The organism is Ruminococcus bicirculans (ex Wegman et al. 2014) (assembly GCF_000723465.1).
Classification (GTDB): Bacteria; Bacillota; Clostridia; order Oscillospirales; family Ruminococcaceae; genus Hominimerdicola; species Hominimerdicola aceti.
Map to the genome: position 1 here is coordinate 2,212,008 of NZ_HF545616.1, position 12,737 is coordinate 2,224,744.

General features: G+C 42.7%; 9 protein-coding genes. 6 read left to right on the forward strand and 3 right to left on the reverse strand.

The annotated features are described in order from the left end of the window. Positions 1-5 precede the first annotated feature (5 nt). The 6 genes from RBI_RS10375 to RBI_RS10400 all read left to right on the forward strand — a co-directional run bounded on the left by RBI_RS10375 (position 6) and on the right by RBI_RS10400 (position 6,767). Entirely contained in the window at positions 6-965 is a 960-nt protein-coding gene (locus RBI_RS10375; protein ID WP_038672763.1) for a glycosyltransferase family 2 protein, read from the forward strand. Between the two features lie 6 nt (positions 966-971). Continuing rightward, on the forward strand, positions 972-1,529 hold the full coding sequence (locus RBI_RS10380; RefSeq protein WP_038672765.1) for an SseB family protein: 558 nt from the start codon (positions 972-974) through the stop codon (positions 1,527-1,529). 262 nt (positions 1,530-1,791) lie between these two features. Continuing rightward, a complete protein-coding gene (locus RBI_RS10385; RefSeq protein WP_038672767.1) occupies positions 1,792-2,514 on the forward strand; it encodes a hypothetical protein in 723 nt (240 codons plus the stop codon). Positions 2,515-2,591: 77 nt separating this feature from the next. Beyond that, a complete protein-coding gene (locus tag RBI_RS10390; RefSeq protein ID WP_038672769.1) occupies positions 2,592-3,518 on the forward strand; it encodes a DMT family transporter in 927 nt (308 codons plus the stop codon). A gap of 246 nt (positions 3,519-3,764) precedes the next feature. Then, positions 3,765-6,206, forward strand: coding sequence for a YfhO family protein (locus RBI_RS10395; protein WP_038672770.1), 2,442 nt, complete (start codon positions 3,765-3,767; stop codon positions 6,204-6,206). A gap of 21 nt (positions 6,207-6,227) precedes the next feature. Continuing rightward, positions 6,228-6,767, forward strand: coding sequence for an NUDIX domain-containing protein (locus tag RBI_RS10400; protein WP_038672772.1), 540 nt, complete (start codon positions 6,228-6,230; stop codon positions 6,765-6,767). Between the two features lie 159 nt (positions 6,768-6,926). Here RBI_RS10400 and nifJ read toward each other — a convergent pair whose 3' ends face one another. The 3 genes from nifJ to RBI_RS10415 all read right to left on the reverse strand — a co-directional run bounded on the left by nifJ (position 6,927) and on the right by RBI_RS10415 (position 12,600). Beyond that, on the reverse strand, positions 6,927-10,496 hold the full coding sequence (gene nifJ / locus RBI_RS10405) for a pyruvate:ferredoxin (flavodoxin) oxidoreductase (RefSeq protein ID WP_038672774.1): 3,570 nt from the start codon (positions 10,494-10,496) through the stop codon (positions 6,927-6,929). A 340-nt stretch (positions 10,497-10,836) separates the two neighbouring features. Further along, complete coding sequence (locus RBI_RS10410; RefSeq protein WP_022287172.1) at positions 10,837-11,751, reverse strand: ParB/RepB/Spo0J family partition protein; 915 nt, start codon at positions 11,749-11,751, stop codon at positions 10,837-10,839. Between the two features lie 57 nt (positions 11,752-11,808). Then, the gene (locus RBI_RS10415; RefSeq protein WP_022287173.1) at positions 11,809-12,600 is read right to left on the reverse strand and encodes a ParA family protein; all 792 of its coding nucleotides are present in this window, start codon (positions 12,598-12,600) and stop codon (positions 11,809-11,811) included. Positions 12,601-12,737: the final 137 nt, after the last annotated feature.

The following is a 12,737-nucleotide window of genomic DNA, read 5'->3' on the forward strand; positions in this document are numbered from 1 at the left end:
ACAAAATGACAGAAACTATGTATGTAGTAATACCATGCTACAATGAGGAACAAATGTTGCCTATCACAGCGGAAGCGCTTATAAAAAAGTTCGATAAGCTGAAAGCAGAAGGTCGCATCGCACAGAACAGCAAGGTCATGTTCGTTGACGACGGCTCAAAGGACAAAACGTGGGAGATAATACAGAAGCTCCACGAAGCAAGCCCTGTTTTCACAGGTCTTAAGCTTTCAAGAAACAAAGGTCATCAGAACGCACTGCTGGCTGGTCTTATGACGGCGAGAAACTACGCTGATATCGTTGTTTCCATGGACGCTGACTTGCAGGACGATATAAACGCTATTGACGGCTTCCTTGATAAGAGGGCAGAGGGCTGTGATATTGTTTACGGCGTTCGTTCATCGAGAGAAAAGGATACCGCTTTCAAGCGTGGAACTGCTCAGGCATATTACAAGCTTTTGGAGCATATGGGCGTTGAGATAACATATAATCACGCTGATTACAGACTTATGAGCAAAAGGGCTATAGACGCTCTGGCAGAGTTTAAGGAAGTAAATCTGTTTCTAAGAGGTCTTGTGCCTATGGTCGGCTTCAAGAGCGACATCGTTAAGTATGTAAGAAACGAGCGTGTGGCGGGCGAATCTAAATATCCGCTGAAGAAAATGCTTTCCTTTGCAGTTGAGGGAATAACCTCACTTTCTGTAAAGCCTATAAGATTTATCACCACTATCGGTATAATAGTATTTTTAGTATCACTTATAATGCTTATATATTTCCTTATAACATGGGCAGTTGGGCACACTGTTCAGGGCTGGGCTTCAACTATCACGTCTATATGGGCGATAGGCGGACTTCAGCTTTTGGCTATAGGTATTATCGGAGAATATATAGGCAAGATCTATTTGGAAACAAAGGCTAGACCTAAATTTATAATCGAAACAAATCTTGAAGAAACAGACAAGGAGTAATTAAAAATGGCAGAACTCAAGGCTAACAATCAGAAACCAAATTTCGACAACAACCCTAAGCTTATAGAAGCTATCGCAGAAATGAGAAAGAATTTCTGTGCCGAAACTCAAAACAAGGTAATAAACACAGCACTTGCCTGCACATTTCTCGTGCCTGCAATGGTAGAAAAGACAACAGAGCTTGTTGCCGACGCTGAAAACCATGTTAATTTCGAGGACAAGAGCAAGGCTAAGTTCATTCTTCTCAACAACAACAAAACAAACGGCACATTTTTCCCTGTTTTCACTTCCCCAGAGGAAGCTAAGAAGCTCCAGTATGACAAGCCTTTCCAGAGCTTTGCAATGAGATTTCAGGATATAGCTGCTCTCACTGAGCAGACGCCAAAGGTACAGGGCTTTGTTGTAAACCCATTTGGCGAGAACCTTCCTTTCACTCAGGAAATGCTGGAGTCTATCAAGCAGACTCTTATAAAGGTAGCAAAGGAGCGCAAGGCGGCTAGAGAAGCTGCTGAAAATGGCGAAGCTCCTGACATTGCTGTTACAAACAACGAAACAGCAGAGTAAGATACTTAAGCATATCGGAGGACGGACTGTGTTCGTCCTCTTTTTTTACCTGTCTATAAAAATCTAATTACAGAAGTCCGTGTCTTATTTTTACGAAAACTATGCTTAATATGGTTGACAAAAATTATGCCGTGTGTTATAATTGTAGTAATATGGTGGGAAATAAAGCGTGTTATTTGTGCAGTGTTCACTATCACGCACCACGCAAAAGACTAAAAGGTTCTGCTTTTAGAAATTTTTTTCGTGATCTGAGGGAGTATATATGGCTAACGAAACTGAGCTTGAAAAAATTGACCGTGCTGCCGAATACTTTGAAAGATATTTTGAGTTTGAGGACGCTGTAACGGTCAGCATGGAAAATAAGGAATATCTCAAAACTTATATCCATGACAACGATTATGTTGTTAAAAACTTCAATATAAAAAATAAAATAATTAAATCTTTAGGCATAAGCATCGGCATTGGATTGGCAGCTTTCCTGTTGCTGTGGCTGCTCCTTGGCACAAAGCTTATTATAGTGGGCATTATTGCAGGTGCACTTATTTTTATCGGTGCAGGCGTTTTCGGTATCGCACTGAACAAATACAGACTTACAGCTGCTGAACAGAAGCAGGTTGAAGTGAACGAGGGCATAAACGAACAGATAATAATGCTTGATGACAGAATAAAGCAGGTAGAACGTCAGAGAGATGATTACTACAAGGCTCTTGAAAAGAGAGTGCCTTTCATGTCACTTGACTATATGAAGAACGTTCAGCAGATAAAACAGTTTCTTGTGGACGGCAAGGCTGACACCTGCGAGGAAGCTGTGGATATGTTCGAGGAGTCGATGCTTTTACAGCAGATGACGGATATCATGACAAAGAGCGAAACTATCGAGCCTGTCAAGGACGATAAGGAACGTTTCGGCGACCCTTTGAAGATAATAAAGGAAAACAAGAAGAAACGCAAAAAGGAAAAGAAAGCAAAAAAAGACAAAAAGTAACTTTCGACCGCAGCAGCATTTTACGCCGCTGCGGTCTTTCTGTGAAGATCCACAATTTGCTATAGATAGGATAATGTATGAACGAGAAAAAAGATATTCTGACAAAAACATGGGTAGTGGCTGTCCTTGCGTCCATATGCTGTATGCTGTGGGGAAGTGCATTTTCCTGCGTGAAAATAGGCTACAGCCTTATGAACATAACCACCAATGACAGCGGCTCTCAGCTTGTGTTTGGGGGCATAAGATTTTTTGTGGCAGGGCTAATGGCTCTTGCCATGGGAAGCACAGCGGAGAGAAAAATTCTCCTGCCAACAAAAACTTCCATACCAAAGATCATGATAATAAGCCTTTTTCAGACAATTTTGCAGTATTTTTTCTACTACATAGGTCTTGCCCACACAACGGGGGTAAAGGCAGCGATAATAGTTGGGGCGAACGTTTTTATTGCGATACTTGTGTCATCGCTTTTATACAAGCTTGAAAAGCTCACCGCTGTGAAAATAGCAGGCTGTATACTTGGATTTTCGGGTATCATTGTTATAAATCTCGGGGGACTTTCGGGGGTAAGCTTTAACTTTCTCGGGGACGGATTTATTTTTCTTTGCACCTGTGCATACGCTTTTTCATCGGTGTATATGAAGCGCTATTCCGAAACAGAAGACCCTGTTATGCTTAGCGGCTGGCAGTTCGTTTTCGGTGGAGCAGTTCTCACTGTCATAGGCTTTTTAATGGGCGGCAGGCTTGGTCACATGAGCGCAAAGGCTTTTTTGATGCTTTTGTATCTTGCCTTTGTATCAGCGGCGGCATATTCGCTGTGGGCAGTGCTTTTGAAGCACAACCCTGTTTCAAAGGTGGCGATTTTCGGCTTTATGAACCCTGTGTGCGGAGTGCTGCTTTCAACTATCCTGCTTGATGAAAAAGGCATTTTTGGCGTTCAGGGGATAGCCGCACTTATCCTTGTATGCTCGGGTATCTTCATTGTTCAGAGAAAAGGGAATAAATAATATTGTAACTATGCTCATATGCTTTTGCATATTCACGTTGTTTGTATGTAGGGGCGAACAGTGTTCGCCCGTTGATTTGACATTTTTGCAACAGACTGGCTCATATGCTTTTGCGTATGAGCTTTTTTATTCAAAATCGTCCTAAAGACTGTTTAAAATGTTGATTTTTATATGCAGCTGTGTTATAATGAATTGTGTATGGTTTTTTACCAATATATTATCAGTAAAGAAAAAGAGGACAAGACAATGTTTAAGAAAAACGGACTTTTAAAAAGCCCTGACAGCAAGCCAAAAGAAAAGTATCTGCTGCTGTTTGCGGTGGCTTTTATCGGCATGATGATCTCGTTCATTCCGTCAATGATAGTGAACAAGGGCATCTTTCTCTACTATGGCGACTTCAACTCACAGCAGATGATGTTCTATCAGCACTGTCATGACGCTGTTCGCAGCGGAAACATGGGCTGGGATTGGGGAACGGACTTAGGCTCGAGCTTTGTTGGCTCATATGCTTTCTATCTCCTTGGCTCGCCATTTTTCTGGCTCACTACACTTTTCCCGTCAGGTGCAGTGCCTTATCTGATACCATGGCTCCTTGCGCTGAAAACGGCTATCGCCGCAATAACAGCCTACGCTTACATCAGATTTTTTGTTGACAACACAAGCGCCTGCTTTATAGGCGGTCTGCTTTACGCTTTCTCAGGCTTCCAGACCTACAACGTTTTCTTCAACCACTTCCACGACGCAACTGCTTTCTTCCCTCTCATGCTTTTAGGATTTGAACTGTTGGTTCAAAAGAACAAGAAGGGTCCGTTTGCGGTAGCGGTAGCTATATGTGCGACCATAAGCTATTTCTTCTTTGCCTGTGAGGTCGTATTCGTTATTATCTACTTCTTCCTGAGATGCCTTGACAAGGATTTTGAAATTGACATGAAGAAGTTCGGTCTGCTTATTCTTGAGGCTGTTATCGGTGTGATGATATCCGCTGTTATCTTCCTGCCGTCAGCGCTGAGCGTAATGGGTAACTACCGTGTAAACGAAAGACTTTATGGACTTGACCTTGTTATATACGGTGAAAATGTAAGAATACCAAGAATTATCCAATCGTTCTTTATGCTTTCCGATATGCCTGCAAGAATAAATATCCTTAACTCGGACAAGGCAAGATGGGCTTCAATGGCAGGCTATCTGCCTATGTTCTCAATGGCAGGCGTTATAGCGTTTATGAGAACGAGAAAGAAAGGAAAAGACAGTTGGCTTACAAAGGCTATTATCGTGTTCGGCATAATGGCTTGCGTGCCTATATTGAACTCCTCTTTCGTCCTTTTCAATGCGTCATATTATGCAAGATGGTATTATATGCCTATACTGCTTATGTGCCTTATGACAGCAAAGGTCATCGCAGAAAACAAAGACGATCTGAAAAAGGGATTTGTGCCTGTTTGTGTAGTATGTGCGATATTTATTGGCATAGGTCTGCTTCCGACAAACGAAAACGGCGTTGTATCCTATGGCAAAGTCCCTGAATATATTGAACTTTACTACATTCAGGCTATCGTTACCATAGTAATGATAATAATGCTTGGCACGCTTATATATGTGGTCGCAGAGAAGAAGCTCGACTACATGAAGATCGCTTCTGCAATGACGGCGGTTGCGGTGGTCATCTGCATGACTTCTTCTATCGTATATGGTGTAAGCCAGGGTACTGACAACACCGACTACATCAACAGAGCAATAAACGGTGGCGACAACATCAACATGGATAAGCTGGAATCTGGATCAGAGAACTACAATGCTGACAACAATTTCTACAGAATAGATACCTCAGAAAATGTTGACAACTGGTGTATGTTCTGGAAGCTTTCATCAATGAGATGCTTCCACAGCGTTGTTTCAACATCTATCATGGATTTCTACAGCTCTATCGGACAAACGAGAGATGTTGCATCAAGAATGGAAACTAAGGTCTATCCACTAAGAAGCCTGTTTTCCGTAAAATACTATTTCAATGAACTTACTGAAAGTGAGAGAAAAGGTATCACAGAGGTATCGAAGCCAGAAACTCTTGCAAATCTCTACGGCTTTGAATATGTTGATACTCAGAATGGTTTCAACATTTACGAAAACAAATATTATGTACCAATGGGCTTCACATATGATTACTACTGCCTTGACAGCGACATTCAGAAGGCTTCAGAGGTAGACAAGACATCAATGCTCATGAAAGCCCTTGTGCTTACCCCTGAGCAGGCTGCAAAATACAATAATATCCTCAGCTACTACAGCTTTAAGGGTACCGACTACTCAACAGATCAGTATTATCAGAACTGCCTTGACAGACGTGCAAACAGTTGTTCATCATTCAGTTATGATTCTTATGGTTTCAACGCCAAGATCGACCTTGACAAGGATAACCTTGTGTTCTTCTCAGTTCCATATGATGACGGCTGGAGCGCAAAGGTGAATGGTCAGGACGTGGAGATAGAAAAGGTGGATTACGGCTTTATGGCTGTTCTTTGTCCTGCGGGATCAAACGACATCCAGTTCACCTACGAAACAAAGGGTCTTTTCTGGGGCAAGGTAATAACAGCCGTTGGCTTCGGCTCGCTTATCGTTTACCTTGGCGCAGTGAGATTTACAGGCAGAAAGAAAAAAGAAGAAGCTCAGCCTGTTGAAAAGAACGCATAAACCTGAAAGGGAGGATATAAAATGTATCAGAACGAAAAAACTATCAGTGAAAAAGAGATATACAAGGGCAGGGTCGTTCACCTGACTTGTGATGAAGTGGAGCTTGAAAACGGCTACAAGACGCTTAGAGAGGTCATTCATCACCCTGGCGGAGTTTGCATCGTTGCTCTTGACGAGGACGAGAATGTTTATTTTGTAAAGCAGTTCCGCTATCCTTTCAAGACCGCACTTATGGAGATACCTGCAGGAAAGCTTGAATACGGTGAAGATCATTTGGAGTGCGGAAAGCGTGAGCTTAAAGAGGAGATAGGTGCAACGGCAGAAAAAATGACTTATCTTGGCTGTATTTATCCTACAGTGGCTTATGATACCGAGATAATCCATATGTATATGGCAGAGGGACTTGATTTCGGTGAGCAGCACCTTGACGAGGGCGAATTCCTTGATGTAACAAAAATGCCTCTTGAAGAAGCTTACAAAATGGTCATGGAAAACAAGCTCCCTGACGCAAAGACAACTGCGGCTATACTGAAAACTTATCTTATCAAAAAGGATATGTAGTCCATAATATTTTAACCATGCGATAAAAGAAACGGTCGAACGCTGTTCGCCACTGCATACATAAAGGGTACTGTCAACGTGGCAGTACCCTTTTTTTGTGGTAAAAAAAGAGCGCCCACGCACCGAAGTGCATGAGCGTCTTTTTTATAGTAACTTAGATTACTTTTCCTCAGTATTGTAAAGCTTAGCGTATCTGAGCAGATAATCATATCTGTCCTTAGCGTTCTGAACAGCCTTACCAAAGAGCTTCTCAGCTCTCTCAGGATTCTGTCTAGCAAGTGCGTTGTAACGTACCTCGCCCATGATGAAGTCCTTATAGTCAGCTGTTGGAGCCTTAGAATCAAGGATAAATGGATTCTTGCCCTCTGCCTTAAGACGTGGGTCGAATCTGTACAGATGCCAGTAACCAGCCTGAACAGCCTTCTTCTCCTCTGTCTGAGCAATTGACATACCACCCTTGATACCATGGTTGATACATGGAGCATAACCGATGATGATTGAAGGGCCGTGATAAGACTCTGCCTCGTGGATAGCCTTGATGCACTGATTGTAATCAGCACCCATTGCAACGTGAGCTACATATACATAGCCGTAAGACATTGCGATACCTGCGAGATCCTTCTTCTTAACTTCCTTACCAGCTGCTGCGAACTGAGCGATAGCACCTGTTGGAGTTGACTTAGATGACTGTCCGCCTGTATTTGAGTAAACCTCAGTATCGAATACGAAGATGTTTACGTCCTCGCCCTGAGCGATAACGTGGTCAACGCCTGAGAATCCGATATCGTAAGCCCAGCCGTCACCGCCGAAGATCCACATTGACTTCTTTCTCAGATAGTCAGCGTCCTTAAGGATCTCCTCAGTAGCCTTATTCTTTGTCTTCTTAAGAGCAGCGATAAGGTTATCTGTAGCTGCTGAGTTCTTCTCGCCGTCATCTACTGTTTCAAGATACTCTTCGCAAGCCTTCTTAAGAGCTGCAGCCTTAGTTGTCTTAGACAGCTCAAGAACCTTAGCGATAGTTCTGTTTCTGATAGTTGACTGTGCAAGGAACATACCGTAACCATACTCAGCGTTATCCTCGAACAGTGAGTTAGCCCAAGCTGGACCCTTGCCGTCCTTGTTTACTGTGTATGGAGTTGAAGGAGCTGAACCACCCCAAATTGATGAACAGCCTGTTGCGTTAGCAATGTACATTCTGTCACCAAAGAGCTGTGTGATGAGCTTAGCATAAGGTGTTTCACCGCAGCCTGCGCAAGCGCCTGAGAATTCAAGCAGTGGCTGCTTGAACTGTGAGCCCTTAACTGTTGTTGCCTTGAACTTCTCGAATACTTCTGGCTTTTCAGCAAGTGTAAGACCATAGTTGAATACTTCCTGCTCAGCGAGCTGAGTTTCAAGTGGCATCATGCTGAGAGCCTTGTTGCCCTTCTTACCAGGACAAACATTTACGCAAGAACCGCAGCCTGTGCAGTCCAGAGCAGACATTGTCATTACGAAGTTGTAACCAGGCATACCTGTCATAGCTACTGCCTTCTCCTGAGCAAGCTTAGGAGCCTTCTTCAGCTCAGCGTCTGTCATTACAACAGGTCTGATAACTGCGTGTGGACATACATATGAACAGAAGTTACACTGGATACAGTTGTCACCATTCCATGCAGGAACGTCAACAGCGATACCTCTCTTCTCAAATGCAGCAGAACCCTGTGGGAATGTACCGTCTGCCATACCTGTGAATGTTGAAACAGGGAGCTTGTCGCCTTCCTGAGCGTTGCAAGGGATCTGAATGTTGTTTACGAAGTCCTGAAGTGTCTTATCTGCGCACTTAGCGGCAGGCATACCCATTGGAGTATCCTTGCACTTCTTCCAAGATGCAGGAACCTTAACTTCGTGAACCTGCTGACATCCAGCGTCGATAGCGTCATGGTTCATCTTAACGATAGCGTCGCCCTTCTTAGAATAAGAAGCTGTAGCAGCGTCCTTCATGTACTTGATAGCGTCGTCGATAGGAATGATGTTAGCAAGCTTGAAGAATGCAGACTGAAGAACAGTGTTTATTCTGTTGCCCAGACCGATCTCCTTACCGATCTTAACGCCGTTGATAGTATAGAACTTGATATTGTTCTCAGCGATATATCTCTTTACCTGACCTGGGAGGTGCTTATCCAGCTCTTCATGCTCCCACTGGCAGTTCAGAAGGAATGTTCCGCCTGGCTTGATATCCTGTACCATGTTGTACTTAGTGATATAAGACTCGTTATGACAAGCAACAAAGTCAGCCTGATTGATAAGGTATGTTGACTTGATAGGTGTCTTACCGAATCTCAGGTGAGAAACTGTTACACCGCCTGACTTCTTAGAGTCATATGCAAAGTATGCCTGAGCATACAGATCTGTATGGTCACCAATGATCTTGATAGAGTTCTTGTTTGCACCAACAGTACCGTCAGCGCCAAGACCCCAGAACTTACAAGCAGTTGTGCCTGCTGGAGCAGAGTCAAGCTTGCCCTCAGTTTCGAGAGAGAGGTTTGTAACGTCGTCTTCGATACCGATAGTAAATCTTGGCTTATATGTATCCTTCCAGCTTGCATTCCAGTAAACAGCCTTGATCTGTGCAGGAGTTGTATCCTTAGAACCAAGACCATATCTGCCTGAAGCGATAGCTACATCATGGAACTGTGTACCCTTAAGAGCAGCAACAACGTCAAGATAAAGAGGCTCGCCCTCAGAACCTGGCTCCTTAGTTCTGTCAAGAACTGAGATCTGCTCACAAGTTGAAGGGATAGCTTCAACGAGCTTGTCAGCACGGAAAGGTCTGTAAAGTCTAACCTTAACAAGACCGAGCTTTGTGCCTTCCTTCTCGTTGAGGTAATCAATTGTTTCTTCGATAGTGTCACAAACAGAACCCATAGCTACGATAACGTGTGTAGCGTCTGGTGCGCCGTAGTAGTTGAACAGCTTGTAGTTTGTGCCGATCTTTTCGTTTACCTTGTTCATGTAATCCTCTACGATGCCAGGGATAGCGTCATAGTATGGGTTACAAGCTTCTCTTGCCTGGAAGAAGATATCAGGGTTCTGAGCTGTACCTCTAAGTACAGGATGCTCAGGGTTAAGAGCTCTCTTTCTGAACTCCTCTACCTTCTCGAAGTCAACCATATCTCTTACGTCTTCCATATCCCATGTCTCGATCTTCTGGATCTCGTGAGATGTTCTGAATCCGTCAAAGAAGTGGATGAATGGTACTCTGCCCTCGATAGTTGAGAGGTGAGCAACTGTACCCAGGTCCATTACCTCCTGTACATTTGAAGAACAAAGCATAGCAAAACCTGTCTGACGGCAAGCATAGATGTCAGAATGGTCGCCGAAAATATTAAGTGCGTGTGAAGCTACACATCTTGCAGATACATGGATAACGCAAGGGAGAAGCTCACCTGCGATCTTATACAGGTTAGGGATCATAAGAAGAAGTCCCTGTGATGCTGTATATGTTGTTGTGAGCGCACCGGCTGCAAGTGAGCCGTGTACTGTACCTGAAGCACCTGCCTCAGACTGCATTTCTGCAAGCTTTACAGGAGTGCCAAACAGGTTTTCCTTACCCTTGGCAGCCCACTGGTCTGTTACTTCTGCCATAACAGATGATGGTGTGATTGGATAGATAGCAGCAACTTCTGTAAATGGGTATGACGCCCAAGCAGCAGCGTTGTTTCCGTCCATGGTTTTCATTTTTCTTGCCATTTTAGAATCATTCCTTTCTCGATATTTCAAGCAAAAGCTCAAAACTCAAATTTCCTTTTTAGCGTACTTTTTCAAGCACGTCTGTTTAAGGACAGCAGATATTTTCTTCAAAAGTAAGCTGTAACAAACTTTCTCAGGATACATCTGTTTTAACTCTTATAGTATACCACTTATTTTTCAATTTGTAAAGACCTTTTACCACATTTTTTCTTGATTTATACGCTGTAAACCCCCTATTTTCGGTTAGTTATGACTTCCTCATATTTCAGACGTGCTGTATTACGGAGATAAAAAAAATGCCTGCCGAAACAGACATTTTTTATATATATAAATTATAAAACTAGCAGTTCATAAGAAGTTCGGCGAGGGCATTGAGTATCTTATCCACGTCAACATCAGAGCTGAATTTTACATCAAGCTTTGAGCCGCCTTTTTTATCCTCGCTTAAACTTACACGAAGCTTATCGGTAGCTTGATTTACTCTTATCTCAAACTCAGTATACATAGGATTTGTGATAGTACGCTTTATTTTCTTTTCAGCTTTTTTATTTGTTTCCAAAGCGGCGATAGCTTTTTCAAGCTCTCTTACCGTCCAGCCCTTTTCTATACACTCTGTGGCAAGCTTCTCCTGAGTATCCTTATCCGCAACGCCTGCAAGCACCTTTGCGTGACCCTCGGTGAGCTTTTTGTCACGGAGCATTTTCTGCACATTTTCGCTAAGGGAAAGAAGTCTGATAGAGTTTGCCACAGCGGAACGTGAACGTCCAACAGCTTCTGCTACCTGCTGCTGAGTAAGACCATAGGTTTCCATAAGAGTCTGATAAGCTGCGGCCTCTTCAAGAGGTGTAAGGTCTTTACGCTGGATATTTTCAATAAGGGATATCTCAGCGGCTTCAAGATCGGTAAGCTCCTTTATATAAACAGGTATCTCATCAAGTCCAGCCAGACGTGCCGCACGCCACCTGCGCTCGCCTGCAACTATCTTATATCCCCCATTGTCAAGAGGTCTTACAAGTATAGGCTGCAAAACACCATGCTGTCTGATATTTTCCGCAAGCTCATTAAGAGCGTCCTCATCGAACTCAGAACGCGGCTGATTTTTGTCAGGCTCAATAAGAGATATTCTTACTGTGAAAATGCCATTATCGCCATCATCATTTTTTACCGATTCACTATCAGATCGTGTGACCTCATCTATAGAATTATCAAAGAACAGGCTATCCAAGCCTCTGTCCATTTTGCTTTTTTTAGCCATTGTATTTTCCTTTCACATTATAACATACAATGTTCCATGTGGAACATTATTTTTTTTTTATTTTTCTTTATTCTTTGCCGCTTTTTTCTTTTCTCTTTTAGCTATTTCTTTTGCAAGATTTTCATATGCCTTTGAGCCTTTTGCCTTCTTATCATAATAAATAGCCGGTTCACCAAAGCTTGGGGCTTCCGACAAGGCAACGTTTCTCGGAATGGTAGTTTCAAAGACTTCCTTTGCAAAGTGTTTTTTGACCTCGCTTATTATCTGACCTGTTATCTTGTATCTTTCAACGCACATTGTAAACAAAATGCCCTCAATATCAAGATCAGGATTGAAAGAAACCTTTACTCTGTTGATAGTATTGTGAAGCTCAACAAGACCCTCCAAAGAAAGAAACTCGCATTGGAGAGGGATAAGTACAGAATCAGCCGCCGCAAGTGCATTTATTGTGAGCATATCGAGAGTTGGGGGACAATCTATAAATATGTAGTCATAAAATTCTTTTGCAGGTATGAGAGCGTTGCGAAGCTTCATTGCTCTGTCCTTTTCGTTCACAAGTGACACAGAAGCACCTGAAAGGTCCTGAGTTGTCGGCACAACTGAAACTCCACGGCAGGAAGTTGGCACGACAGCTTCAAATATCGAACATTCTTCAAATATTACATCAAACACTGTATTTCTGATACTTTTTTTCTTTATACCAAAGCTTGTGGTAGTATTACCCTGTGGGTCAAAGTCAACGATCAGGACTTTTTTGCCCTTTAATCCAAAAACCGCTGCAAGATTTACAACAGTAGTAGATTTTCCAACGCCGCCTTTCTGATTTGAAACGGCAATTATTTTCCCCATATTCTTGACCTCTTTTCTTAGTAGAATTATATCATATTTATTATACTACAATTTTTCACTTTTGAAAAGACCCTTTTACAAATTTTCTTGAAAATGTTCCGCATGGAACAAATCAGATTTTTACTTTATCCGACAAA